Raw genomic sequence first — 26,046 nt, 5'->3', positions numbered from 1 at the left:
CCACTGATTCATTGCGGCACGCACATCCAACGAGGCAACCATGAACATTGCACAACATTCCGCAGAGATTGAACGTGAGGTGGACAACCTCGGGGTGATGAGCTGGTTATCCCGCCATCAGCCATTGCCCAGCGCCAATGGCCCGTGGCTGGGCACCCTGCTGCTGGTCGACCGCCTCGGCGTGTTTCCCTCCTCCGGGGACATACGCCGACCGATCCGCGATCCCTATCCCCTGCTCGCCCATCTGAAACGGATCTACGGCGAACAGGCGCTGGAGGTCGATGACCGCGACGGCCTGAAGATGATCTTCAGCGACTGGCGTTTTCGGGTGCGGATCTGCTGCAACGACCCGGCGATCATCGTCAACGTGGAAACCCGTTGCGTGACGCAGTTAATGCCGCAGAAAACCGCAGAGCTGCTGAGCCATCTGGATCTGTTCGACAACTGACGGCTACTTCAAAGTCTCGCCACAGTTGTCCTGTGGCGAGACTTTTTGTTGCCCGCCCACGACCCAACGATAGAAGTAATCGGCAATCACCCGCCCGCCCGTGGCCGGCAGCGGATGAATCTTGTCCGGTCCGATCATGGCCGCCGCGTAGCGTTTGACGTCGGTGCCAAACGCACATTGCAGGTTGGCATAACCCAGACGCTGCTCACGGGCCCAGGGCTCGATGACCTGCGCATAAGCCGACATCGGATACGCACTGGAGCGGGTGGTGTCCTGACGCAGGATCAGATTGATGCTTGCCGCCGGTTGAATCTCGCGGAGCATGCCGACCAGCCCCTGAACGTTATGCAGATACTGCTCGGGCTTCACGCCAAAACCCTGATCGTTGCCACCGAGCATGATCAGGTAAATGTCTGCGGGAATCTTCGATACCACAGCTTTCCACTGCGCCTGCCAGCGGGCATCGTCGTGGTAGAAATCAGCGGATGCCGCACCGGACGCCGCCAGTTTCGAGACCCGAACCCCGTTCTGATCGTTGCTCAGCCACAGACCGAACAGGGTCGGTGCGCCTTTCACCACTTCCAGCCTGAAGGCCCAATCGGTCGCGGCCGACGTACCGGGCAGCGGGACTTCCTGTACGCCCTCGCCCGCGAGTTTCAACGGCTGCCAGTCGGCGGAGGGTGACCAGCGATAACGCAACTCACTGGACTCGCCGTTGCCGAGGTAGAGCAGTTTCGCCTGAGTGACTGCGGTGTTGATGGCAGGCGTCGGGCTGGCCTCGACTTGCAGCCAGGCGCCGGGGTGGCCGGTCACCGTGCGGCTGTCGGGGCTGGCCTGGCCGAGGCCGGAGACCTGCCAGTCGCCGCCGAAGTATTTTTCGCTGCTGCGGGTGTACTTGAAATGCGTGCCGCCGAGCGCTGCGCCATGGTTGAACCCGACATACCCCGGCCCGGCAAACCCGACCTCCCCGGCCACGCGCTGCACCAGTTTGTTCAGGTAGAAATTCTGCCCGGCGCTGTAGCTGTCGCCGATCACCGAGATCGACAACACCTTGCCGGCCTTGCCTTCGCGCCACTGGCCAAACCGCTCGCGAGCGTCGCCGACCTGCACCACCGACGCCGCCACCGGCGGCACCTCATCAACAGCCAGCATGAATCGCTTCCTTCATCGAATCTGCGCCACCGGGGCGATGGTCGCCGCCGGTTTCTTTTTCGTCGCCGCACGTTCGCCGAGAAACAGCACGGAAGTGAAGTTGAACCGACTGAAAATCATCGACAACACCACCGGCCCGAGCAAACCACACGTCAAACCGCAGAACACCAGCACGCTTTCGTCTTTCACACCCAGGCGGCCGAGGATCGAACGCGACGTAGCGGCGAACAATACGTGAAAGAGGAAAATCGCGTAGGAGTAACCGCCAAGCCAGGTCAGCGTCTTCGAGCGCATGTCACTCGACAGTAACGCGATGCAGGATACGCAGCCCACCGTCAGGCCGATCAGGCTGCGGCGGTCGACAATCAGCTCGCGATCCACCGCCGCCACGTACAGCAGCGTCAGCGAGATCAGCACAAACACCAGCGGGCCGATCACCTTGAACGTCTGCTTCAGCTCGCTGACCTTCTCCTGGCCGATCATGCCCGCCACAAAGAACGGCAGCAGATAAATCGCCCCGTTGATGCCGAACGCGTCCACGGGAAACGGCGGCAACAGGAACACCGCCGCCGCGAAGGCGAACAACAGGTACAGGCGCGTCGGTGTACGCAACAAACCGCGCCACTCCAGCAGGCCGACGAACATGAAAATGATGAACACCGCCTGCAGAAACCAGAAGTGGTTGATCGGCACGTAGAACGACAACAGCGCATCCATCACGCTGACGTCCTTGTTCACGCCCGGCCCCACCGCCTGCAACACCGAGAACGGCACACCGACGCAAAACAGCGGCACGATCAGGCGCCGCACCTTGCCGCTGAAGAACGCGGAAAAGTCATTGCCGCGAATCTTGTAGAGGGAATAGATGTAGCCGGAGATGAAGGTGAACAGCGGCATCCGCACGTACACCATCGAATCGGCGATCACCCGGAACGGCGAGCCGATGTCGATTTTCAAACCACCGCCCAACGGCCCGATCACGTGATAGAGCACCAGCAACAAGCACGCCAGGCCGCGCAGGGTTTCGATCTCCAGGGACTTTTTCTTGCTCGACATAAAGCACCCGCCTCAATTCAGAATTCTTGATTCAACCTTCGCCGGTTTGTTCGCCCGCAGCATCAACCCCAGGCCCACGAACAGCACCGGCACCACCATCGAAAAGTGCCGGGCGAACGAACCGAAGTCCGGCTCGAACAAGCCCTGAACCAGCAGAAACGCCAGCGGAATCGCGATCAGTTCCTTGGGTTTGGTCTGGATCGGCGCGCCCTTGTAATCGGTCGAGGTGATGACTTTGAACAGCAGCAGCGCGGTCATGATCATCAACGCCACGAAGATCACCTGGCCCGGCCCCGACAGCAGGATCAGCTCAACGGGAAACGACAAGCGGAAGAAAATGATCATCGAGTCCAGGGCCTGCGAGACGAAGTCGCTGCCGCTGAGCCACGAGACGATCAGCGATTTGGACCCCTCTTCGCCCGCCGTGCGCAGTTCGTTGTTGCTGGCACGAATCGACGACACCGGAAAGCCCAGCGCCAATTGGATCGCCATTGCAACTGCGAGATAGAACAGGAACAGCATCAGGAAGAAGGTGGTGCGCGAGACGTATTTCTTCATCACGCAGACGCCGACCCAGGACAGCGAAAACAAAATCCAGTAGGGCCGGATCAGCACGCCGTAGATCACCGCCGAAAGGAAAAATCCGCCGCGATATTTGCGCGTCAGCGAGCTGAACAGAATGCTCAGCACCGCCACCGACACGATGATTTCCTTGGTCAGGTTTTCCAGGAAAAACGAACGCACGATGCCCCACAGGCACAGGGTTCCGAAGATGGTCAGCGGCATGCGCCGGAACACCACCACGGGAATCGCCGTGAGGAAAAAGTTGCAGAACATCCCGTAGGCCCAGGCGTTGGTCAGGTTGATCCCGGTGGGCCGCAGCAGGAACGCCGAACACTCGTAGGACGAGCGATCCGGCGAGAACGGGTTCCAGAAATTACAGTTGTCGGCCCGGGCATAGGACGACCACAGGGTCATCGCGTCCGGGCCCGGATCGCGCGGCACCAAGAGCGGCATCGCCACCGACAGAAACAGCCCGGTGAACAGGATCAGGAACGACAGCGACGAATCGAGACGGCGACCACGAAACTCGATGCACGGCAGTTTCAGGCCCATGACACGACAGCCTTTTTCGCGCGCGTGGCACGGGTCAGCAGCGCGATCACGGCAAGCTGCACGATGATCGCGAAGACGTTGCCCCAGGCCGCGCCGTAGATCGAATAATGCTTGATCAGCAGGTAACTGACCGGCACTGAAACCAACAGGCAAATGGCCGCGCTGGCGAGGGACACCCGACTGTTTTTCGAGGCGATCAAGCCGCCCCAGACGATGTCGCCAATGGCGCGCAGGGCGAAGGAGAAAATCAGCACGCCGAGGATGCCGTTCTCCGGACGCGGAACGCTGGTGGCGACGTAATCGAGCACCACGTTGAAAAACAGGTAAATGCCCACCGCGACCGCCGCCGACACCACCAGCGAACGCGCGACCCACTTGTTCACGAACAACTGCCGAACCGTGAACGGTTGCTGATCGGCCTGATAACGCTTGGCGAGCAGCGGAATGCCGACCACCGCCACCACCGCGTAGGACAGCGCCTGCAAGGTGTTGGCCGCCGACCACGCGTACACGTATTTACCGAGGCTGGCGTAGGGTTCGAGGTCGATGATCAGAAAGCGTTCGGCGTACTGACTCAATGCGATAAGGCCGGTGCCCAGATAAAACGGCAACCCGGCTTTCCACACGGCCGCCGTTGCCAGGGTTCCCTCTTCCCGCCCGCGATGAACATTCACCACGATCAGGTAACCGGCGACAATCACCAGCACGTTGGCGATGACCCACAGCCACAGCACGCTGCCGATTGCGGACACCCAACCGAGCGCCATCCCGCCCACGGCCAGCAGCGCCCAGAGCCCGGTCTTGATGAAGAACAGCAGCGCACCCGCCGTGGCTTTCTGCGCGGAGAACACGAACGAGTTGATCTCGAACGACAGGTGTTCGGTGAGCAGCACCAGCGTCACGCAGGCGATCAGCGCAGCCGTCGCTTCCACCGACTGGAACAGCGAATAAATCACCACCGTCAGCACCGACAACGCCAGACCCACGGCCAGGTACAGCAGCAGCACCTTGTCCACGACCCGGCGCGAACTGCCGCCCACGCTGATCAGCCGGTTGATCTCGGAACTGAAACCGACGCTGTAGAACTTCGACGCGATCAACGACGCCGCGACCACCACGCCGTAAAAACCCAGCGCCTCGTAACCGAGGTAATGGGTGATGGCGAGCACCAGCAAGAACTTCGCGCCCAGTGCCCCGCCCCGCAGCAACAGCCGGAATATCATCGAATGACGCCCTTGATGATGTCGTCCATGGCCACGGTTTTCGCCTCGATCTCACGGCAGGTGTCGGTCAGGCGTTTGCCGAAATTCGACAGCGCGTCAGGCGCGTAAACCGTGTCGATGATGGTGTCGACATTGATGTCGCCGCCGTTGATGACCCAGTCCTCGACGCCCATGTCCTGATACGCGCCGAAGCCTTTGCGTTCGTAGCTGATGTGGTACGCCGGGACACCCGAGAGCAGTGATTCGATCGCGCCGTGCAGGCGTACGGAAATCACCAGGTCCGGTTGGTATTTGGCCAGCGTTGCCTTCAGCGGCAGCAGGTCTTCGGTGATGCCCAGTTCGCGATAGAACGCGCCGTCATCGTTACCACGCACGGCGCTCTGTACGGCGCAGACCACTTTGCTTTTGTTCTTCAAGCGCTGCAGCAGCACCTTCAGGTTGGCCACGTAGGCGAGCTTCTTTTCCTTGCTCCATGCCGGCGGTTTACGCAGCACCACGCACACCGTGGCCGGCGTCGAAGCGCAGCGGGTGAACTTGGGTTGCTGGAGGATCTTGCCGGCCAGGGCCTGCACCGCGAGGTCCGGCGCGCGGTAGACATTTTCACAGGCATCGAACAATGCCGAGGAGCGGTTATCGCGCACGAACACCGCGTCGGCGCTGGCGTAGTGGCCGACGATCTTGTCGCTGTCGCCGTGGAACGGCCCGATGCTTTGCGGCAGGTACACCGACGGCACTTTGCTGAGGATCGCGGTTTCCAGCTGCTTGGCGTGGCCGAGTTTCAGCTTGATGTGCTCGAAGGCGCTCTTCGAACGCATGTAGCCGCCGCCGACGCCGACGATCAGATCGGTTTTCTTCAACAGATCCGCCAGCCCCGCGTAGGACTGATTGAGGAACACCGCCTCTTTGACCCGACCCAGGCCCTTGGCCGCCATGACTGGCGCATCGAAGCGCGGGTGCGGCAGGTACTTGAAAGAGTCCGGGTCGGAAGCCACCACACTGATCGCGGTGTCTTCGCCAAAGTTGCGCTGCACCAGCGCAATGGCCAGATCGACCAGCAGACCATCGCCGGAGTTGGAGGCACTGTAGCCATGCAAAATCGTTACGTTCATGAGCGGAGTTCTACTTAATAAGAGGGAGCGGAATACACGTCGTAGGTCTGGCGGATCATCAACGCGGCGCTGAAACGCTCGCGGACGATGCGCCGACCTTCGATGCCGAGGGCCGACAACGCAGGCTTCTGGATTTTCTTCAGCCGATCGGCCAGCGCCTGGTGATCACCGGCAGGGAACACGTAACCGGACACACCATGGGTGACCAGTTCGGGCAACGACGTGCAGTCGCTGGCGATCACCGGCAGACCCAGCGCCATGCCTTCCAGCGGCACCATGGCAAAACCTTCCCAGCGGCTCGGGACGATCAGCGCATCGGCTTTCTGATACAGCGCGTGCACTTCGGTGGGCGTCACCCAAGGCAGGTATTCCACCCCGTCCAGCGGCGGACATTCGACCACGTCCTCGTTCACCGCACTGCCCACCACCGTCAGTTTCAGGTCGCTGCGCTTTGCTTCGCTGTAAGCCTTGAGCAATACGTCGAAGCCTTTCTGGTAGTCGAGGCGACCGACGAACAGCAGATGAATCGGTGCCGGATCGTTGGCCTTGCGTTCTTCATGCTTGTGATCGATGCCGTTGTAGATCAGCGTCATGCGCTTGCGCTCGATGCCAAATTTCGCGGCTTTCTCCAGCTCGAACTGGCTGACGCAGATGATCGTGTCCGTGACTTTCTGCAGCACCCGCTCGATCCCCGCATAGACTTTCTGCTTGATCGGCGAGCTTTCCATCAGGAACGAAAACGCATGGGGGCAGTAGACGATTTTCGGCTTGCGCCACGGCCGCAGGAGCACGCACACGCAACGGCCGATCACCCCGGAAAAGGTGCTGTGCAAATGCACCACGTCGGGTTTTTCCTTGAGCAGGACCCGCGCCAGTTGCCAGGCAAAGCGCAGCAGCGACGGCACGTTCCGCCCGCTTCGGGCGAAGGTGCGGATCTGCTGTGGATCGATGCCGTGCAGCTCTTTCTTCTGGTCGAGCGGGACCAGATACACCAGCTCATAGCGCCCGTCTTCGGGAGCCGCCGAAATTGTGCGGATGACCGTCGCCACCCCACCTTTGATCGTTTCCGCCACGTGCAGTATTTTTTTCACAACTCACCCACTTTCATGCCTGTAAGGACCGTCGCTGAGATTCAGGACTGGTCGGACGCGTATTCGTAGTTGTAATAGCTGCCGTTGCCGTAATAGCTGGCCGCGCGCTTCTCGACGCCGTTGAACACCGCGCCTTTCAACTCGATACCGTTCTGGGCGAAACGCCGGATCGTCATCTCGATTTCCTTGGCCGGGTTCACCCCGAACCGCGCGACGATCAGACTGATGCCGGCCTCGCGACCGACAATCGCCGCATCGGTCACGGCCAGCAGCGGTGGCGTGTCGATGATCACCACGTCATAGCGCTCGCTGAGTTGCGCCAGCAGGTCGCGGAAATTGGCGTGCATCAACAGCTCGGAAGGGTTGGGCGGGACCTGGCCACGGCTGATGAAGTGCAGGTTGTCGACTTCGACCTTGTTGATCGCCTGTTCGAGGGTGCAGCGCTTGACCAGCAGATCGGACAAGCCGTTGGTGATCGGCGTGTTCAGCGTTTTATGCAGATGCCCCTTGCGCATGTCGGCGTCGATCAGCACCACGCGCTGCCCGCTCTGGGCCATGACCGCCGCGAGGTTGGAAGAGACGAAGGTCTTGCCGACCTGCGGGCTCGGGCCGGAAATCATGATGCGGTTGTTGGTCGAATCCAGTGCGGCGAAGTGCAGGCAGGTGCGCAGGCTGCGGATCGATTCGATGGACAGGTCCGTCGGGTTGCGCAGGGCCAGCAGATACGCCGGCGTGTCCGCCGCGACTTTGGCCCGGACTTTTTTGCTGTCCTCTTCCTGTTGCAGAGCGCTGTAGGGAATCGACGCGTAGACCGGCAAGCCGAGCTGCTCGATGCCTTCCGGCCCTTCCAGGCCCTTGCTCAGGGATTTGCGCAACAGCACCAGCGCCACGCCGACGAAGGCGCCGAGGAAGGTGGCGATCAACACGATCAGGGCTTTTTTCGGTTTGACCGGGCTGGTCAGGTCGACATCCGCCGTATCCACCAGACGCACGTTACCCACAGCGCCCGCGCGAACGATGTCCAGCTCCTGGGATTTGTTCAGCAACTGGGTGTAGATCTGCGAGGCGACTTCGACATCGCGAGTCAGGTTGAGCAGTTCCTGCTGCGTGGCTGGCAGGTCCTGAACCTTGCCTTCCAGCGAGCGTTGTTGCTGGGTCAGTTCACCGATCTGGGTCATCAGCGCGCGGTAGGCCGGGTGCTGTTTGGTGAATTTGCGGTCCATCTCCGCCTGTTGCAGCTTCAGCTCGGAAATCCGCGTTTCGAGCGCCACGGACTGGCCGAGCACCGATTGGGTTTCCATGGAGATGTTCACGGTCTTGCCGTGGGTCTGGTAGGCGTTGAGCGCATCGCTCGCCTTGGCCAGATCACGCTTGACCTGCGGCAACTGGCTTTGCAGGAAGGCCAGGCTTTGCGCCGCTTCGGCGGAAGTGCGGCGCACGTTCTGATCGACGTACAGCGCGGCGATCTTGTTGAGGATCTTCACCGCTTCGGCGGCGTCGCTGCTGGCCAGGGCCAGACGGATGATGCCGGACTCCTTGCCTTGCTCGGAGATGTCCAGCGCGTCCTGATAACCCTGGATGGTCACGATTCGTGGGTTGCGCACCACTTCGAAACGGGTTCCGGGATTGGCCAACAGTTGCGCGACCTGCCCTTCTACGCCGTCCTGCGCGAAGGCTTCGCCCGCCACGCCGTCGACCAGCAGGTTGTCGTTGTCGTCCAACAGCTGAAAGCGATGTTGTTCGCCGGCAATCAGGGTGAGTTTCTTGCCCAGCAGTTCCTTGGGCAGATTGAGCTTCGCAAACTCCAGGCGTTCACCGCCCCAGGCGTAGCTGCTCAGACCGAAACGCGGCGGCGCGACGCTGAGTTCGGTCTCACCGCGATAGCGCCGGGAAAGAAAGCCGCCGATCAGCGGGAAGGTGTTGGGGGTGACGTCGATGTCCAGGCGCAGATCGTCGACCGTTTTGCCGATCACCGCGCGGGATTTGATGATGCCGATTTCGGTCACCGATGGCGATTGCCCGCCGAGCATGCTGTTGAGGTCGGAAAAACCGAGCATGTCGTTCTTTTTCGGTTCGACCTGCACCAGCGCGTTGGCCAGATACACCGGCGTGGCCAAAATCGCATAGGCCACACCGGTCATCATGAACGCGCCGGTGAACGCACCGATCAACCATTTCTGATCGATCAGGCTGCCGAAGATGCCGAGAAGATCAATACTGTCTTGATCGTTGTCGCGGGTGCCTATTACTGACGGTAACTGCATAAGTCTTTCTTACCATTCACTGAACTGAAGAATATTCATCAACGCGCCAGGCGTTGCGCCCATGAGCTAACAGCATCTTCAATCAATGCATGGGCATGAATAAAAGCGGCTTGCCCCTGACGATACGGGTCCTGTATTTCTCGTTCGCTCTGCCACTTGCCCAGCAGAAACACTTTGCCCCTGGCGTGAGAGGCAATCTTCAGTACTTGATTAACATGTTGTTTTTCCATCACCAGAATCAGGTCTGATTCATTGACGATGTCCGCTGTCAGTTGCCGCGCCTTGAACCCTTCGGCACTGTGTCCGCGGTCTTCCAGCACCCGGCGTGCGGTCGACTCCATGCCTTCGCCGACCCGTGCAGACAGGCCTGCGGAGGTCACGCTGATCGCCGAGGGTGTCAGTGCATTGCGCAACAGAAGTTCCGCTGTCGGACTTCGGCAGATATTGCCTACGCAAACGACAAGAATCTTTTTGAACAAGGTTTACTTTCCCGTGTAATGTCAATCGGCCAACATGCCTTGCAAATTCGAATGAACCCGCAAGACCTTCCTTCACTCGGAAATAGATTCACCCTTAATACCGATGCATTAAGTAACACGGTCTCTAAAAGTCCCCCAACCAGAATTACCGGACTAAAAATAACTGTGATTTTCAGGCGAAAGTTTTCCGACAAAAAATAACATTCATGCACTAAAGCCTATTTATCGCTCTCGAAACCTGTGTAACGAGATAACCCTTTCGCTAGATGTCATTCTCATCAGGAGAGCAGACATGAAATCAGCACATCTCAAACATCTTGGTGCCACCCTGTTGATGCTCAGTGCTACCGCGCAGGTTCACGCCAGTACGCTGTTCCCGTCATTGCCCACCCGAACCATTGGCGTTCAGGTCAAGATCCAGAACTTCACCCCGGCGGACGCCGAGCAGATCAAAGCGGCAGGATTCAGCTTTGTGCGCTTCGGCGTCTGGAGCGACAGCCTCGGCGGCAAGACCTATCAGAAACAGATCAGCGATGCGTTTGCGACGGCGCGGTCCGCCGGGTTGCCGGTCTTGATGACCATTCGCGCCACCAAACCCTTGACCGGTGACCTGACCACCGCCGGTGAAGCCTTTGCCAACGCGGTGAGCGGGCTTGAGCAAGCCTGGAGCGCGCAACTGGTGGGAATCGAGATCTGGAATGAGCCGGATCTCGACACCTACTGGCCCACTGGAGACTTCAAGAACACCTTCGTGCCGTTCATGACGGCCATGTGCAAGACGCTGCAGGGCAAACCGCAAACGACGCCTTTGGTGGGCTTCGGTTTTGCCCGTCCGCCGACGGCCGGCTCCGCCTCGACCGTGGCCCTCAACAGCATCCTCGGCACTTATCCTGAGTGCCTGGACGCCATTTCCTATCACCCCTACGGCATGACCGCGACGCAGATCAGTAACGCGCAGACCTTCATCCAGCAAAACTTCCATCTGCCGGGCGTCATCAGTGAATGGGGCGTCTCGGCGCTCGCCTCCAACGGCGGGCCGGAAGGGCAAGCCACTAAAATCTCTGCGTTCATCGCCGATGTTAAAAAACTCAACATTCCGCTGACGTCGATTTACGAATGGAAGAACAGCGAGTCGGGCAGCAACGACCGGGAGAAGAATTTCGGCCTGCTGACCTCCGACGGCCAGCCGAAACCGGCACAGACGGCGGTCTCGACGCATTTGAACGCCGATTAAGCCGTACAGCGGGTCAGTTGCTTTGAACCTGTGGTCCTTTTTGGCATCGTATTGATCGATACGCGCCCCGCCTTTCAAACAGCCGTTTTCAGGTTGTTGCCGCCGGGGCGCTCGATACGCCGACATGCCCTTGAGTGGCTGTCGACGCTCGGGTAATGTCACCAGACCCATAGGACAGAGCACGCTCATGACTTCCAAGCTGGAACAACTCAAACAGTTCACCACCGTTGTGGCCGACACCGGCGACTTCGAAGCGATTGCCCGGGTCAAACCGGTCGACGCCACCACCAACCCTTCCCTGCTGCTCAAGGCAGCGGCTATTCCGGCTTACGCTGAACTGCTGAACGCCAGCGTCGGCGACTGCAAGGGCGATGTCGGCCTGGCCAGCGACCGTTTCGGCGTCGCGGTCGGTCAGGAAATCCTCAAAGTGATCCCGGGCCGTATTTCCACTGAAGTGGATGCACGCCTGTCGTTCGACAAGGACGCAGTGCTCAAACGGGCCCACCGCCTGATCGAGCTGTACGACAAGGCCGGCGTTGGCCGTGACCGCGTACTGATCAAGATCGCCTCGACCTGGGAAGGCATCCGCGCTGCCGAGATCCTCGAGAAGGAAGGCATCCAGACCAACCTCACCCTGCTGTTCTCCTTCGCTCAGGCCGCTGCCTGCGCCGATGCCGGCGTGTTCCTGATCTCGCCGTTCGTGGGCCGCATCTACGACTGGTACAAGAAGGCCAACGGCAACGACTACACCGGTGCCGACGATCCGGGCGTGCAGTCCGTGACGCGCATCTACAACTACTACAAGGCCAATGACTACAAGACCGTGGTCATGGGCGCGAGCTTCCGCAATCTGAGTCAGATCGAGCAACTGGCCGGCTGCGACCGCCTCACCATCAGCCCGGACCTGATCGAGAAACTGGCGGCCGACACCGGCAAGCTGGAACGCAAACTCGCTCCGGGCCATGCTGGCGAAGCGCGCCTGAGCCTCAACGAAGCGCAATTCCGCTGGTTGTCCAACGAAGACGCGATGGCCACCGAGAAACTGGCCGAAGGCATCCGTCAGTTTGCCCGCGACCAGGAAAAACTCGAGGCGCTGCTGCAAGCCAAGCTGTAATCAGCCGAGCGCAAACGCAAAAAGGGCGAACCCTCACAGGTTCGCCCTTTTTTGTGCCTTGCGGTCTGGCTGATCAGTGCCGTTCGAGGGCATTCACCAGGTCATGGAAGGCTTCGCGGTTGGAGTCGTTCAGGCCCATGAGGATCTTGTGCGCTTCGAGCACCTTGATCCGCACCACCTCTTCCGACTGATCCTGATCCGGCAGGTCATCAAGGCATTCCGGGCACGGCACGGGATGGTTGACGATATTGAACACCTGCTCGAAACCCATCGACTGCAGCAGACGGGTGATGTCCTCGTGGGTGGTGACCACGGTCGGCAGCAGGCCGACCTTCTGCCGCGACAGGATCGACAGCTTGGCCAGCAGGCCCAGGGTGGTGCTGTCGATGCTGCGGGTTTCGGTCAAATCGATCACGATCGCGTTGAAATTCAGCGCGGTGAAGATTTTTTCAATAGTCGCATCCAACGCCGAACACAGGGTCAGGCGAACTTCACCGACGAACTTCAGGACGAAGGTGCCGTCCTGCTCGGCGAACTGGATTCTACCGGTACTCATCAAAGATTCCTGCTCAACACCAACAGGGCGATATCATCCGGCATCTCCCCTAGCGTGGCCAATCCAAAAACCTGCCGCAGACCATCCAGGCTGCCGCCCGCCGACTTCACCTTTTGCGGTAAAGCGGCTTCTTTCTCTTTGAGTGTGGGCTCTGGCAAAAGATCCAGAATGCCATCAGACATCAGCGTCAGGCTGAACGTCGGTGGCAGCTCGAGCACGTGGTCTTCGTAGGTGGCTTCGTTGAAAAGCCCCACCGGCAGACCGCGCCCCTCGAGGTAGCGAACACTGTCAGGCGTGTACAACACAGGCAACGGCAGATGGCCGCCGATGCTATAGGTCAACAAACCGGTCTCCTCGTCGATGACTCCACCGACCATTGTGACGTGTTTACCCAGCTTACAACTGATCAGCCCCCGGTTGATATGACCGAGGACTTCCGAAGGCTTGAATTCCGGCAGCGTGCCGTTGCGCTTGGATTCGAACAGCAGGCGCGTGGTCATGAACTTCAGCAGCACGGTGACGAACGCCGAAGAGGCGCCATGACCGGACACGTCCGCCAGGTAGAACGCCACCCGGCGCTCGTCGACCCGGAAGTAGTCGACAAAATCACCCGACAAGTACAGCGACGGGATGATCTGGTGCGCAAACCTGAATTCGTCGATGGCCCACGGACTTTCCGGCAGCATGTTCATCTGCACCTGGCGACCGGCGTTCTGGTCTTCCTGGAGCAGGTTCAGGCTGGCTTCGAGTTCGCGGTTGGCCTTTTCCAGTTTCTCGCGGTAGCGCTGGTTTTCCAGCAGCAGACGCGCACGATCCAGGGCCCGGCGCACGGAGTGCTCGAGCACAGCCAGATCTTCGAGAGGCTTGATCAGATAATCCGCCGCGCCCAGGCGCAGGGCCTCGACCGCATCGTTCATCACGCCGGCGCCCGAGACCACGATCACCGGTGTCTGCGGCGACCGCTCAGTGACCTGACGGATGAGTTCGAGACCGCCCATCTGCGGCATGCGCAGATCGCAGATGACCAAGTCGGGCGTGTCTTGCTCGAATACCTGAAGACCCTGCTGGCCGTTACTGGCCTGCAAGACGCTGAAACCACTGTCTTCCAAATAGGCCGCGAGGCTCGCGCGCACTACTTCGTCATCATCGATTATCAGCAGCGTGGCACTGGTTTTTGGCATGTGGGCAAACGGCGCCAGAATTAGGTTGGCGTAGCAGGCGGGGCAACGGCCCGGCGCAGACTACTGGATTCGCTTTCTAGCCTCTCTGCTGCACCGCTTCGGAGCATTCGCGCCGCACACGGTTGCACCAGAGGTGCCCTTCTAAGGCGCAGACGGTACTCCCATCCTTCGAGCGTTTCAAGCATGCGCCGATGGTCGCTTGGAGACTTTGTTTGTCAAATCACTCGCAGTTATAAGAACGGCTTCAACCGTAACCCAATCATTGGACGCGCCCACAAAAAAGGCGACCTCGCGGTCGCCCTTTCATACCGATCAATCGAGATCAGAAATCGTCTTCAACCTGCCCGTCCTTGACCTTGAACTCGCGGTTCTGCAGGTAGGCGTTGCGGATGAAAGTGTACTTGTCGCCGCTGATCAGCTTCTCGCTGGACAACAGGCTGGCGCGGGTGTCGACGATGTTCAGGCCGAAAATCGAGTTACGCACTGGCACGTCGTTGATGTAGCGATACGGGCCGGTGAAGCTGTCGACGTACTTGGACGGCGCGTCACGCAGTGTGCTCGGGCCCATCAGCGGCAGCATCACGTAAGGACCGCTGCCGACGCCCCAGTAGCCGAGGGTCTGGCCGAAGTCTTCGTCGCTGCGGTTCAGGCCCATTTTGGTGCCGACATCGAAGAATCCGAGCAGGCCGAACGTGGTGTTGAAGATCAGGCGCGCGGTGTCGACGCCCGCCGCAGCCGGTTTAGCCTGAAGAATATTGTTCGCCAGGTTGGTGACATCACCGACGTTGCGGAACATGTTGTGGATGCCGTCTTCCAGGAATTGCGGAGTAACAAATTCATAGCCCTGCGCCAGAGGCTTCAGCGCATAGGTATCAACGAAATCGTTGAACTGGAAAATCGGACGGTTGACGCTTTCCCAAGGATCTTCTTCCGTTGCGGCCTGAGCGGCGAACGGCACCAGCATTACGCTGGCACATACACAAAGCTGAGCAAGAGGATGGCTCCAGCGCATAGAAAACTCCTTGGATAGTACGGACGCAGCACCTGGGCCGCGGCGATTAGTGCGTCAGTATAAGACGGAAACGGCGCTTTAGGCAGTTCCCCCGGTGAAACCCTCTGTAGGACGCTTCGTCACTGGCCTGTCATGCAACTGTCACCGATGTTGCCTAGCCTGTTCGCTATTTCAGGGACGTTTTTCCATGCCTCAAGCCGAAGCCTTGCCCCTCGCGGCACCGACGCTGACCGCCGTGCTGTTCGGACTCAGTGGTTGTCTGGTGGACTTCGGCGCGCGTGCCCGCCATCAGACGAGCATCGGCCCGGAACACGCCGACGTGACACCCGGCGCCCTCGACGGCCTGCGCAGCCTGCAGCGCCAGCAAATTCCCTGCGCCTGGCTGGATGAGTTGTCCATCGCGAGCACTCAGGTACTGGCATCGGCGCTGCCAGACTGGATCAAACCATCGCAATATTCGGCAACAATCAATCCTTGGCCGGCGCCCAACGCCTGCTGGCAAGCGTTGATGGGATTGAATGTCGATCGCCTCGACGGTTGCGTACTGGTCAGCGGCGAACCGCGCCTGCTGCAATCGGGCCTCAATGCCGGGTTGTGGACCATTGGCCTGGCGTCCTGCGGTTCACTGTGCGGCCTGGCGCCGAGTGAATGGCAGGCCCTGAGCCAGAAGGAGCGCGAACAACTGCGCGGCAAGGCGACGGTGCAGCTGTTCGGCCTCGGCGTGCACTCGGTGATCGATCATCTGGGCGAGCTCGACACTTGCCTCGCGGACATCAACCTGCGTCGCCTCAAAGGCGAAAAGCCCTGACCGGGATCATGCAGGTTGGCCAAGAGTGGATTAGTCTTAAGGAGAGCCATAGACCTTTGGCGCACGGCTGCGGTCTATGCCAGTGCCTCTCGATAAAAGGAAACAACCATGCCCGCTCAAGAACTGCAGAAACAGCTCAATGCCCTGCGCGAGCAACTGGATCAAAATCCTCCGCTGACCGAAGCCGAGCGCGCTGATCTACATGCCCTGATGGAACAGATCGAACTGGAACTTGAACTGGAAACCAAAACCAAGGACTCCAACATTGCCGATGGCGTGAACCTGGCCGTTGAGCGTTTTGAAGTTGATCACCCCACCATCGCCGGCACACTGCGCAACATCATGAATTCCCTGGTCAGCATGGGCATCTGAGACCCCGCGAATGCAAAAAAGCCCTGCCATCATTGGCAGGGCTTTTTCATGTCTGCGATACGGGTTACTGACGAACCAGACGATGGTTCGGCAGTTGCACGCTTTCAGTGCTGCGGTACGGATTGATGTCCAGCCCGCCCCGGCGCACATAACGCGCAAACACCGTGAGTTTTTCCGGTTTCAGCAGGCGCTGCAGGTCAAGGAAGATCCGCTCCACGCACTGCTCGTGGAAGTCCGAGTGCTGGCGGAAGCTGACGATGTATTCCAGCAGGCTGGCGTGATCCAGCGCCGCGCCACGGTATTCCACCACCACGCTGCCCCAGTCCGGCTGGCTCGTCACCGGGCAGTTGGATTTGAGCAGATGACTGTGCACGCTCTCCTCCACCACGCGCGAATCGTCGCAGCGCAGCAGTTCAGGACGCGGGTGTTCGTAGTTGCTGACGCTGATATCCACATCGTCGATGCACACGCCCGGCAGCGCGACAACGCCTTCGGCTTCGACGTCTTTCAGGCTGCGGACCCGCACGCCCACCGGTTTGCCGGCAGCAGCGGACAAGTCCTTGACCAGCGTTGCTTCGAGACTCGCGATGTCGGCAAACGGCGTCTGGTTCAGCGAGTTCAGGTACAGCTTGAACGACTTGGATTCGATGATGTTCGGCGAATCCGCCGGAATGCTGAATTCACCGATCGCCACCACCGGTTTGCCCGACGGCAGCAGCCACGACAGCTCGAAGCAGTTCCAGAAATCCACGCCTTTATACGGCAGGGTTTCGGCGGTCAGGCCCAGCTCGGCCCATTTCGCAGTGCGCGGAATCGGGAACAGCAGGGATGGCGTGTACGTGGCGATGTATTCGCTGGATTTGCCCAGCGGCGAATGTTCGGCTGCGGGATGCATGGCGGAAACCTGACTGAAGAATCAGCGGATTCTACCAGCCTTTGCTCCCGCCTTTGAGTGCTTACTGACTGACAGTCAGTTTGCCGACCATTCCCGCCTGATAATGCCCGGGAATGTTGCAGGCAAATTCCAGGTTCACCGCTTTGCTGAAGGTCCAGGTCAGTTCGGCGGTCTTGCCCGGCTCCACCAGCACGCTGTTGGGGTCGTCGTGCTTCATGCCATGCCCCATCGAGCCGTGATCCATGCCCGCCATGTCGTGGGACATTTCCTTCATGCCGGTCGGCGTGAGCATGCCGCTTTGCTGCATCTGTAACATTTCCTGCTGATGTTTTGCATGCATCGCCGCGTCGCCAAGGTTGAATTCATGCAGCAACCGGCCTTTATTCACCAGCACAAAACGAACGGTCTCACCGGCCTTGATCTCGATCGCCTTCGGATCGAAGCTCATGTCGCCCATCACCACTTCAATGCTGCGGGTGGCCTTGGACGCCGGGGCCGGCTGGCCGAAGTCATAGGTGTGCGCCGGCGATGCCCACAGCGGCGAACTGAGCGCCATCAGACACGCGGCAAGGGCCAGACGGTTGCGCAAAAACATAGTCGTACTCCAACAAATCAAGGTTCAGCCTGTGGGAAACTCTAGCCCGCCTGCGCTGGCAGCGACCTGACAGGCAGATTACAACTTTGTCAGGTTGGCGCTCACCGCGTTTGCCCACGGTATAACGTCCTCGTTCCCGCTACCCGAGTCGCCCATGAAACTGCTGATCGTCGAAGACCAACCGAAAACCGGCCAGTACCTGCGCCAGGGCCTGACCGAGGCCGGTTTCAACACCGAACTGGTGGCCGACGGCTCCACCGGCCAGCAATTGGCGTTGAGCGGCGATTATGCGCTGCTGATCCTCGACGTGATGCTGCCCGGACGCAATGGCTGGCAAATCCTGCAAGCGGTGCGCAGCGCCGGTCTGGAAACGCCGATCCTGTTTTTGACCGCAAAGGACACCGTTGAAGACCGTGTGCATGGTCTCGAACTGGGCGCCGACGATTATCTGGTCAAACCGTTCGCCTTCTCCGAATTACTGGCCCGGGTGCGCAGCCTGTTGCGCCGCGGCAGTTCCACACCTCAGGAAACCAGCCTGCGCCTGGCCGATTTGAGCCTGGACCTGATCCGCCGCCGGGTCGAACGCAGCGGCCAACGCATCGACCTCACCGCCAAGGAGTTTGCCCTGCTGGAAATGCTCCTGCGCCGCCAGGGCGAAGTACTGCCCAAATCGCTGATCGCCTCACAGGTCTGGGACATGAACTTCGACAGCGACACCAACGTCATCGAAGTAGCGATTCGCCGACTGCGCCTGAAGATCGACGACGACTTCCCCAACAAGCTGATTCACACCGTTCGCGGCATGGGTTACGTCCTTGAAGAGCGTACCGACTGATGCGCCGACTGTCCTTGAGCGGCCGGCTGGCGCTGTTGTTTGCAGGCTGCACCGCAGTGGTTTCGCTAGTCGCCGGGGTGGTTTTCAATCGAGCCAGCGAGGGCCACTTCGTCGAGCTCGACCAGCAACTGCTCGAAGGAAAACTGCTCGGCGTACGTCAGACGCTGCTGAGTGGCAGCGACGCCGCGCACATCACCGATGAGTTGAGCCAACAGGGCGATATCACGTTGCGCGTCAGCGGCCCTGAGGGGCAGCGCTGGTTCGGTCGCTCGTTGCATGCCCCGGCAAACCTGCCGCAGCAACCCGGTCTGGCCACCATCAACGACAACGGCACCGACTATCGCCTGCTCAACGCCGCGCTTGAACCGGGAAAACCCGACTCACCGCAGTTGACCTTGCTGCTGGACATCACCCACCACCAGCACTTCCTGCAACGCATGCAGCATCTGATCTGGCTGACCGTCGGCCTCTCGGCGCTAGCCACCGCGCTGCTCGGTGCTTGGGCTGCCCGCAGCGGTCTTCGTCCGCTACGCCGCATGAGTGCCGTGGCCCGTGGGATTTCGGCGCAATCGCTGAATGCCCGACTGCCGGAAGCGCGGATGCCTGCAGAGCTCGCGGAATTGGCCCACAGCTTCAACGCCATGCTCGGACGCCTCGATGACTCTTTTCAGCGGCTGTCAGCGTTCTCCGCCGACATCGCCCATGAGCTACGCACACCACTTTCCAATCTGCTGACCCACACCCAGGTCACCCTGACCCGCCCTCGCCCCCTCGAAGACTATCGCGAGGCATTGCACAGCAACCTTGAAGAGCTGCAATGGATGGCGCAACTGGTCAACGACATGCTTTATCTGGCCAAGGCTGACCACGGTTTGCTGGTGCCCAAGCGTGAACCGCTGGAGCTGGCGGAAGAAGCCGATGCGTTGCTGGAGTTTTTTGCGCCGCTGGCTGAAGACGCTCAGGTCAGCCTGAGCCGTGACGGTGCGGGGCAGCTCGAGGGGGATCGCCCGATGTTGCGCCGGGCGCTATCGAATCTGCTGGATAACGCGTTGCGCTTTACCCCTGCAAACGGCGAGGTGCGCATTCGGGTCACCGAGCAGGCTAAATCCTTGAGGGTGACCGTGGAGAACAGTGGCGAAGGGATTTCTGCGGACTTGTTGCCGCGTTTGTTTGACCGTTTCTACCGTGCGGACCCGGCGCGCCAGGAAGGCAGCAGCGAGCATGCGGGATTGGGGCTGGCGATTACTCAGTCGATCATCCGCGCTCATGGCGGGCAGATTCATTGCGAATCGGCTCAGGGCTGGACGCGGTTTGTGATTGAGTTGCCGAAAAACGATTGAGGCCGGCAATGCCGGCCTCAATGGGGGAACTTACGAATAGCGCAACGCGTGCGCCGGTTCGATCTTTGCCGCCCGCCAGGCCGGGTAAACGGTGGCCAGGAAGCTGAGGATGAAGCCCGCCGAGCAGATCAGCAGCACGTCGCCGCCCTGCAATTCCGATGGCAGGTTGCTGACGAAATACACGTCCGAACTGAAGATGTGCTGCCCGGTCACCCGCTCGACCCAGCCCACCATCTCACTGACGTTCAGCGCCGCAATCACGCCCAGCACGCCACCAATGATGGTGCCGACGATGCCGATCACGGTGCCCTGCACCATGAAGATCGCCATGATCTGCCGTGGCGTGGCGCCGATGGTGCGCAGGATCGCGATGTCCGCGCCCTTGTCGTTCACCACCATGATCAGGGTCGCAATGATGTTGAACGCTGCCACCGCGACGATCATCAGCAGCAACAGGCCGATCATGGTTTTTTCCATCTTCATCGCGCTGAACAGACTGCCCTGGGTATGGGTCCAGTCGTCAGCCTTGAAGTCGGTGCCGAGGCCGGTGGCAATGTCCGAGGAAACCTTCGGCGCGGCGTACAGATCCTTCACCGCCAGACGCACGCTCTGCACCTGATTCGGCTCCCAGTGCTGCATGGTCGCGGCGTCGGAGACGTGGATCAGGCCCATGGAACCGTCGAGTTCGGCACCGACCTTGAACACGCCGACCACGTTCAAGCGCTGCATGCGCGGAGTGATGCCGCCCGGTGCGGTGCTGACTTCCGGCACGATCAGGGTGATCTTGTCGCCGACGTTGAGGCGAAAACGCCGAGCGGTGATTTCGCCCAGCACTACGCCGAACTCACCCGGTTTCAAGGCATCGAGACGACCCTGAACAATGTGTTGGGCAACGATCGACACCTTGCCTTCCTGAGCCGGGTCGACGCCGCTGATCTGGATCGGCTGCATCATGCCCTTGTAGGACAGCATGCCTTCCATCTCGGTGAACGGCACGGCGGCTGTCACTTCCGGGTTCTTCATCGCGGCGGCGGCCACTGGCTGCCAGTCGTCGATCGGCTTGACGCCGACGATGGTCGCGTGAGGCACCATGCCGAGGATGCGCGAGCTCATTTCGCGCTGGAAGCCGTTCATCACCGACAGCACCACGATCATCGCCAGCACGCCGAGGGCGAGGCCGATCATCGAGGTCATCGAAATGAACGAAACAAAGCGATTGCGGCGCTTGGCGCGGGTATAGCGCGTGCCGATAAAGATCGATAACGGTCTGAACATTCGCTGGGGCACCGTATAAAAATAAAAGACCCGACACCTTTTCAGGCATCGGGTTTCAAGCCGTCAGATGGGGGTCAGGCAACCTTCCTGCAGCTGCAGGACGCGGTCCATCTGGCGAGCCAGGTTCATGTCGTGAGTCACCACCAGAAACGCCGTGCGCATCGACGTGCTGAGTTCCAGCATCAGATCCTGAATGCCTTCGGCGGTATGGGAGTCGAGGTTGCCGGTCGGCTCGTCGAGCATCACCAGCCCTGGATTGTTCACCAGCGCCCGGGCGATGGCCACGCGCTGGCGTTCGCCACCGGACAGCTCTGCCGGTTTGTGCTCCAGGCGATGACCCAGGCCGACCCGTTCCAGCAACGCCGTGGCACGCTGACGTGCTTCCGGGATCGCGGTCTTGCCGATCAGCAGCGGCATGCAGACGTTTTCCAGCGCGGTGAACTCCGGCAGCAAGTGGTGGAACTGGTACACGAACCCGAGGGCGCGGTTACGCAGCAGGCCACGCTTCTTCTCGCTCAGCGCCGACAGTTCTTCACCGTCGAGCCAGACACCGCCCTTGGTCGGCGTATCGAGACCGCCCAGCAGGTTGAGCAAGGTACTTTTGCCCGAACCGGACTTGCCGACGATCGCCACCCGCTCACCCGGATGCAGTTCCAGTTGCAGGTTGGCCAGCACTTCCACCGACTCCGGGCCTTCCTCGTAGGATTTACCCAGGTTGCGGCAGCTCAAGATTGCTTTTTCACTCATGCCCGACTCACTCATAACGTAACGCCTCCGCCGGCTGGGTGCGCGCGGCACGCCAGGCTGGATACAGGGTGGCGAGGAAACTCAGGACCAACGCAGCGGCGCAGACCATGACCACGTCCTGGCTCTGCACCTGCGACGGCAGGTAATCGATGAAATACACATCGGCGTTGAGGAATTTGTGTCCGATCACGCCTTCGAGGGCCGAAATCGCGGCGCTGACGTTGAGCGCGGCGAAGATCCCGACCACGGCGCCGATGGCCGTGCCGACCACGCCGATCACCGTGCCCTGCACCATGAACGTGCGCATGATCGTGCCCGGCGTGGCGCCCAGTGTGCGCAGAATGGCGATATCGCCCTTCTTGTCATTCACCACCATCACCAGCGTGGAAATGATGTTGAACGCGGCCACCGCGACGATCAGCAGCAACAGCAGGCCGATCATGGCTTTTTCCATGCGGATCGCCTGATACAGGTTGCCGTGGGTACGGGTCCAGTCGCGGGCGTAGTAACGGTCTTCGCCGAGGCGTTGGGCGATGTTCCACGCCTCACGCGGGGCCTGGAACAGATCGTCGAACTTCAGGCGCAGGCCCTGCACCTGATCAGGCTTCCAGCGATGCATCTTCGCCAGATCCTGCAGGTTGGTCACGCCCAGATAGCCGTCCAGTTCACCGGCGCCGACATGAAAGATGCCGACCACGGTGAAGCGCTTCATGCGCGGGAACATCCCGGCCGGGGTCACACTGACCTCCGGTGCGACGAAGGTGATCTTGTCACCGAGGCCCACGCCGAGCTTGGTCGCGGCCTTGTCGCCAATCACGATGCCGAAGCTGCCCGGCGTCAGATCGTCGAGTTTGCCCTGCTTCATGAAGTTGTCGATGATCGAGACGTTGCGCTCCAGCGCCGGGTCGATGGCATTGAGCAACACCTTGGAGACCTGGCCGTTGTTGGTCAGCAACCCCTGCATCTGGGTGAACGGCGCGACGGCCGCCACCTGCGGGTTCTGCTTGACCTTGGCGGCCAGGCTCGGCCAGTCGTTGATGGCTTCACCGGACTCGATGGTCGCGTGGGGCACCATGCCCAGCACGCGGGTGCGCATCTCATGATCGAAGCCGTTCATTACCGACAGCACCACGATCATCACGACCACGCCAAGGGCGAGCCCGATCATCGAAGTCAGGGAAATGAATGACACAAAATGATTGCGACGCTTTGCACGGGTATAACGCGTGCCGATAAATACGAAGAGAGGTCTGAACATGTCGGGGCTTGTTCGGAGGGAAAAGGAACGTCCTTGTGGCGGGGGTCGATAACCAGCTTTACACTCAGACCACCGCCGCTACCATGGGTTCGCCATGTCGACATTAGATGAAGAAGATCGCCGCGAATACTACCGTATCGAGGACACGATCGCACTGGAAATTCGGCCCCTGTCCGCTCCCGAAGCCGCAGGCCAGGAAGTGTTGCAGGATGCTTCTCCACTGTTCAACCTGCTCAGCGAACTGCACCTGAGCGAATTCGAGTCGCAGCACCTGCTGCGCCAGATCAGTGAACGCGACCGCGCCATCGCGGCGTTCCTGAAATCCCAGAACAAACGCATCGACCTGCTCAGCCAGGTGGTCGCCCTGACCGTGCTCGGCCATATCGGCGAGCCGCAACCGGTGATCATCTCCGAGGGCGGCATCGACTTTCAGCACCCTACCCCGATCGCCAGCGGCGCCCACCTGTCGGTAAAACTGGTGCTGATGCCTCAGGCGCTTGGCCTGTTGTTGCGTGCCCGCGTGACCCATTGCGACCGCAAGGGCGACGGCTACGACGTCGGCACCGAGTTCGAACACCTGACCGACGCCCAGCGCCAGTTGCTCGCCCGCTATATCTTGCAGAAGCAGGCCCAGGAACGACGCCTGGCCCGCGAACAGAACGAATCAGGCATCTAAATTAAGGAAGAACCGTGACCCTTATCTACGGCCACCGCGGCGCCAAGGGCGAAGCACCGGAAAACACCCTGAGCAGTTTTCAGGAATGTCTCAAGCACGGCGTTCGCCGTTGCGAGCTGGACCTGCACCTGTCCAAGGACGGCGAGCTGATGGTCATCCACGACCCGACCCTCAAGCGCACCACCGACCGGCGCGGCAAGGTGGTCGAGCACACCGCCGCCGAGCTGGTGACCTACGACGCGCGCAAGGGCGGTCCGGGCTGGATCAAGCCATGCCCGATTCCAACGCTGGAAGAACTGTTCGAAAAGTGTGATTTCGAGCACTGGCAGCTGGAAGTCAAAAGCGCTTCTCGCACCCGCGCCGCGACCACCGTGCTGGCGATCCGTGAAATGGCAGTCAGACACGGGCTGCTCGACAAGGTGACGATCACCTCGAGTTCGCGGGAAGTATTGAAGGCTGCGCTGGATCTGGTGCCCGACGTCTCACGCGGCCTGGTGGCCGAATATGCCTGGCTCGATCCGTTGAAGGTCGCGCAAAGTTACGGTTGCGAGATTCTGGCGTTGAACTGGACGCTGTGTACGCCTGAACGCCTGCAAAAGGCGCAGCGTCAGGGGCTGCATGTGTCGGTGTGGACCGTCAACGAGCCTGCGCTGATGCGCAGACTCGCCGACTTCGGCGTTGACAGCCTGATTACAGACTTTCCCGGTTTGGCCACTGCCACCCTCGGGAATGGCTGAAATCGGTCTCCCCGGCCGGCTCAGGCCACCGGCCGGAGCCCGTCAAAAAAGCCGGTTGAGGCCGTCGTACGCCGCTACCCGATAGGCTTCGGCCATGGTCGGGTAGTTGAACGTCGTGTTGACGAAGTACTTCAGGGTATTCAGCTCGCCCGGCTGGTTCATGATCGCCTGACCGATGTGCACGATCTCCGACGCCTGATAACCGAAGCAGTGAACGCCCAGCACTTCGAGGGTTTCACGGTGGAACAGGATCTTCAGCATGCCTTGCGGCTCGCCGGCGATCTGTGCCCGCGCCATGCTCTTGAAGAACGCCTTGCCCACTTCGTACGGCACTTTGGCCTGGGTCAGCTCCTGCTCGTTCTTGCCGATCGAGCTGATCTCCGGAATGGTGTAGATGCCGGTCGGCACGTCATTCACGAAACGCCAGCTGCCATTGTCGACGATGCTGCCAGCGGCCGAACGGCCCTGGTCGTGGGCGGCACTGGCCAGGCTCGGCCAGCCGATCACGTCACCGGCGCCGTAGATATTCTGCACGCAAGTGCGGTAGTTCTCGTCGACTTCGATCTGGCCACGACTGTTGACCTTGACCCCGATGTTTTCCAGACCCAACTGATCGGTGTTGCCGGTACGGCCGTTGCACCAGAGCAAGGCGTCGGCCTTGATCTTCTTGCCGGACTTCAGGTGCAGGATCACGCCGTTGTCCACGCCTTCGACGCGGTCATACTCTTCGTTGTGACGTACGGTGATGTTGTTGTTGCTGAAGTGGTAGCTCAACGCCTGGGAGATTTCCGAGTCGAGGAAGCTCAGCAGCTGACCGCGGTTGTCCACCAACTCGACCAGCACGCCCAGACCGCTGAAGATCGAGGCGTATTCGCAACCGATCACGCCGGCGCCGTAAACGATCAGTTTGCGCGGGGTGTGACCGAGGCTGAGGATGGTGTCGCTATCGTAGATACGCGGGTGATGGAAATCGATGTCCGCCGGGCGATAAGGACGCGAACCGGTGGCGATGATGATGTGCTTGGCCACCAGTTTCTCGACCACGCCGTTGGCGCAGACCACTTCGATGGTTTGCTCGTCGGCGAAGCTGCCGGTGCCGAAGAATACGTCGACGCGGTTACGGGCGTAGTAGCCGGTACGCGAAGCAACTTGTTTGGAAATGACTTTCTCGGCGCTTTTCAACACGTCCGGGAAGGAGAACCAGCGCGGCTCGCCGATCGCACGGAACATCGGGTTGGTGTTGAACTGCATGATCTGCCGCACCGAGTGACGCAGGGCCTTGGACGGGATGGTGCCCAGGTGGGTGCAGTTGCCGCCGACCTGGCGACGGCTGTCGACCATCGCCACCTTGCGCCCTGCTTTGGCGGCGTTCATTGCCGCGCCTTCTCCCGCCGGGCCGGAACCCAGCACCACCACGTCGTAGTTGTAGACAGCCATGCGTACTCCTCAGAACAGGCCGCGGTGCCAGCAGCA

26 protein-coding genes are annotated in these 26,046 nt (G+C 60.4%); 9 read left to right on the top strand and 17 right to left on the bottom strand.

The window, feature by feature from the left end:
- Positions 1–40: 40 nt before the first annotated feature.
- Positions 41–448 carry a phosphohexomutase domain-containing protein gene (locus tag L6D74_RS24845; RefSeq protein WP_236190853.1) on the top strand — a complete coding sequence of 136 codons (408 nt, stop codon included), beginning with the start codon at positions 41–43 and terminating at the stop codon, positions 446–448.
- 3 nt (positions 449–451) lie between these two features.
- Here the strand turns inward: L6D74_RS24845 and L6D74_RS24840 are convergent, their stop codons facing one another.
- The 8 genes from L6D74_RS24840 to L6D74_RS24805 are packed head-to-tail and all read right to left on the bottom strand — an operon-like array spanning position 452 to position 9,938.
- Entirely contained in the window at positions 452–1,600 is a 1,149-nt protein-coding gene (locus tag L6D74_RS24840) for an SGNH/GDSL hydrolase family protein (protein ID WP_236190851.1), read from the bottom strand.
- Between the two features lie 12 nt (positions 1,601–1,612).
- A complete protein-coding gene (locus tag L6D74_RS24835; protein WP_074689227.1) occupies positions 1,613–2,656 on the bottom strand; it encodes an acyltransferase family protein in 1,044 nt (347 codons plus the stop codon).
- Between the two features lie 12 nt (positions 2,657–2,668).
- Entirely contained in the window at positions 2,669–3,772 is a 1,104-nt protein-coding gene (locus L6D74_RS24830; protein WP_039772770.1) for a hypothetical protein, read from the bottom strand.
- On the bottom strand, positions 3,763–4,995 hold the full coding sequence (locus L6D74_RS24825) for an MATE family efflux transporter (RefSeq protein ID WP_236190849.1): 1,233 nt from the start codon (positions 4,993–4,995) through the stop codon (positions 3,763–3,765). Before L6D74_RS24825 ends, L6D74_RS24830 begins: the two co-directional genes overlap by 10 nt.
- Positions 4,992–6,104, bottom strand: a complete 1,113-nt coding sequence (locus L6D74_RS24820) for a polysaccharide pyruvyl transferase family protein (RefSeq protein ID WP_007951622.1) — start codon at positions 6,102–6,104, stop codon at positions 4,992–4,994. Before L6D74_RS24820 ends, L6D74_RS24825 begins: the two co-directional genes overlap by 4 nt.
- Positions 6,105–6,118: 14 nt before the next feature.
- Positions 6,119–7,195: a glycosyltransferase gene (locus tag L6D74_RS24815; protein WP_236190847.1), complete on the bottom strand. Its 1,077-nt coding sequence runs from the start codon at positions 7,193–7,195 to the stop codon at positions 6,119–6,121.
- A 41-nt stretch (positions 7,196–7,236) separates the two neighbouring features.
- Complete coding sequence (locus tag L6D74_RS24810; RefSeq protein ID WP_064598092.1) at positions 7,237–9,459, bottom strand: polysaccharide biosynthesis tyrosine autokinase; 2,223 nt, start codon at positions 9,457–9,459, stop codon at positions 7,237–7,239.
- 38 nt (positions 9,460–9,497) lie between these two features.
- On the bottom strand, positions 9,498–9,938 hold the full coding sequence (locus L6D74_RS24805; RefSeq protein ID WP_064598094.1) for a low molecular weight protein-tyrosine-phosphatase: 441 nt from the start codon (positions 9,936–9,938) through the stop codon (positions 9,498–9,500).
- A gap of 292 nt (positions 9,939–10,230) precedes the next feature.
- On the opposite strand from L6D74_RS24805, the gene L6D74_RS24800 reads away from it, so the two are divergent.
- A complete protein-coding gene (locus L6D74_RS24800; protein ID WP_236190846.1) occupies positions 10,231–11,172 on the top strand; it encodes a glycosyl hydrolase family 5 in 942 nt (313 codons plus the stop codon).
- 187 nt (positions 11,173–11,359) lie between these two features.
- Positions 11,360–12,286 carry a transaldolase gene (tal, locus tag L6D74_RS24795; protein ID WP_039772777.1) on the top strand — a complete coding sequence of 309 codons (927 nt, stop codon included), beginning with the start codon at positions 11,360–11,362 and terminating at the stop codon, positions 12,284–12,286.
- A 73-nt stretch (positions 12,287–12,359) separates the two neighbouring features.
- On the opposite strand, the gene rssC is transcribed toward tal, so the two are convergent.
- The 3 genes from rssC to L6D74_RS24780 all read right to left on the bottom strand — a co-directional run bounded on the left by rssC (position 12,360) and on the right by L6D74_RS24780 (position 15,035).
- Complete coding sequence (gene rssC / locus L6D74_RS24790) at positions 12,360–12,842, bottom strand: anti-sigma factor antagonist RssC (protein ID WP_003226553.1); 483 nt, start codon at positions 12,840–12,842, stop codon at positions 12,360–12,362.
- Positions 12,842–14,023 carry a two-component system response regulator RssB gene (gene rssB, locus L6D74_RS24785; protein ID WP_041475374.1) on the bottom strand — a complete coding sequence of 394 codons (1,182 nt, stop codon included), beginning with the start codon at positions 14,021–14,023 and terminating at the stop codon, positions 12,842–12,844. The genes rssC and rssB overlap by 1 nt, the downstream gene beginning before the upstream one ends.
- A 322-nt stretch (positions 14,024–14,345) precedes the next feature.
- Complete coding sequence (locus L6D74_RS24780; protein WP_011335174.1) at positions 14,346–15,035, bottom strand: MlaA family lipoprotein; 690 nt, start codon at positions 15,033–15,035, stop codon at positions 14,346–14,348.
- A 187-nt stretch (positions 15,036–15,222) separates the two neighbouring features.
- On the opposite strand from L6D74_RS24780, the gene L6D74_RS24775 reads away from it, so the two are divergent.
- Positions 15,223–15,843: an HAD superfamily inactivated hydrolase PcrP gene (locus tag L6D74_RS24775; RefSeq protein WP_236190844.1), complete on the top strand. Its 621-nt coding sequence runs from the start codon at positions 15,223–15,225 to the stop codon at positions 15,841–15,843.
- Between the two features lie 108 nt (positions 15,844–15,951).
- Positions 15,952–16,215 (top strand): DUF4404 family protein, encoded by a 264-nt coding sequence (locus L6D74_RS24770; protein ID WP_039772780.1) that lies wholly within the window; start codon positions 15,952–15,954, stop codon positions 16,213–16,215.
- Positions 16,216–16,279: 64 nt separating this feature from the next.
- Here L6D74_RS24770 and queF read toward each other — a convergent pair whose 3' ends face one another.
- Both queF and copI read right to left on the bottom strand, forming a co-directional pair.
- Complete coding sequence (gene queF / locus L6D74_RS24765; protein ID WP_236190842.1) at positions 16,280–17,110, bottom strand: NADPH-dependent 7-cyano-7-deazaguanine reductase QueF; 831 nt, start codon at positions 17,108–17,110, stop codon at positions 16,280–16,282.
- A 61-nt stretch (positions 17,111–17,171) separates the two neighbouring features.
- Positions 17,172–17,705 (bottom strand): copper-resistant cuproprotein CopI, encoded by a 534-nt coding sequence (gene copI / locus L6D74_RS24760; protein ID WP_445009183.1) that lies wholly within the window; start codon positions 17,703–17,705, stop codon positions 17,172–17,174.
- A 154-nt stretch (positions 17,706–17,859) separates the two neighbouring features.
- On the opposite strand from copI, the gene L6D74_RS24755 reads away from it, so the two are divergent.
- Both L6D74_RS24755 and L6D74_RS24750 read left to right on the top strand, forming a co-directional pair.
- Positions 17,860–18,540, top strand: coding sequence for a heavy metal response regulator transcription factor (locus tag L6D74_RS24755; protein WP_236190840.1), 681 nt, complete (start codon positions 17,860–17,862; stop codon positions 18,538–18,540).
- Positions 18,540–19,880 (top strand): heavy metal sensor histidine kinase, encoded by a 1,341-nt coding sequence (locus tag L6D74_RS24750; protein WP_236190838.1) that lies wholly within the window; start codon positions 18,540–18,542, stop codon positions 19,878–19,880. The genes L6D74_RS24755 and L6D74_RS24750 overlap by 1 nt, the downstream gene beginning before the upstream one ends.
- Before the next feature lie 30 nt (positions 19,881–19,910).
- On the opposite strand, the gene L6D74_RS24745 is transcribed toward L6D74_RS24750, so the two are convergent.
- From L6D74_RS24745 to L6D74_RS24735, 3 genes are all read right to left on the bottom strand, one after another.
- Positions 19,911–21,155 carry a lipoprotein-releasing ABC transporter permease subunit gene (locus tag L6D74_RS24745; RefSeq protein WP_064598104.1) on the bottom strand — a complete coding sequence of 415 codons (1,245 nt, stop codon included), beginning with the start codon at positions 21,153–21,155 and terminating at the stop codon, positions 19,911–19,913.
- A gap of 63 nt (positions 21,156–21,218) precedes the next feature.
- Positions 21,219–21,902 carry a lipoprotein-releasing ABC transporter ATP-binding protein LolD gene (gene lolD / locus L6D74_RS24740; RefSeq protein ID WP_162831788.1) on the bottom strand — a complete coding sequence of 228 codons (684 nt, stop codon included), beginning with the start codon at positions 21,900–21,902 and terminating at the stop codon, positions 21,219–21,221.
- Positions 21,903–21,909: 7 nt separating this feature from the next.
- Entirely contained in the window at positions 21,910–23,160 is a 1,251-nt protein-coding gene (locus L6D74_RS24735) for a lipoprotein-releasing ABC transporter permease subunit (protein ID WP_039772786.1), read from the bottom strand.
- Positions 23,161–23,254: 94 nt separating this feature from the next.
- On the opposite strand from L6D74_RS24735, the gene L6D74_RS24730 reads away from it, so the two are divergent.
- Together L6D74_RS24730 and L6D74_RS24725 are read left to right on the top strand one after the other, a co-directional pair.
- The gene (locus L6D74_RS24730; protein ID WP_011335183.1) at positions 23,255–23,836 is read left to right on the top strand and encodes a PilZ domain-containing protein; all 582 of its coding nucleotides are present in this window, start codon (positions 23,255–23,257) and stop codon (positions 23,834–23,836) included.
- A 14-nt stretch (positions 23,837–23,850) separates the two neighbouring features.
- A complete protein-coding gene (locus L6D74_RS24725) occupies positions 23,851–24,573 on the top strand; it encodes a glycerophosphodiester phosphodiesterase (RefSeq protein WP_064381085.1) in 723 nt (240 codons plus the stop codon).
- 42 nt (positions 24,574–24,615) lie between these two features.
- Here the strand turns inward: L6D74_RS24725 and sthA are convergent, their stop codons facing one another.
- Positions 24,616–26,010, bottom strand: a complete 1,395-nt coding sequence (sthA, locus tag L6D74_RS24720; RefSeq protein WP_007953019.1) for a Si-specific NAD(P)(+) transhydrogenase — start codon at positions 26,008–26,010, stop codon at positions 24,616–24,618.
- Positions 26,011–26,046 lie beyond the last annotated feature (36 nt).

Origin of the sequence: Pseudomonas pharyngis, from assembly GCF_021602345.1 — a bacterium.
In the GTDB taxonomy this organism is placed as follows: Bacteria; Pseudomonadota; Gammaproteobacteria; order Pseudomonadales; family Pseudomonadaceae; genus Aquipseudomonas; species Aquipseudomonas pharyngis.
This window is presented reverse-complemented; position numbering and strand designations above follow the sequence as displayed.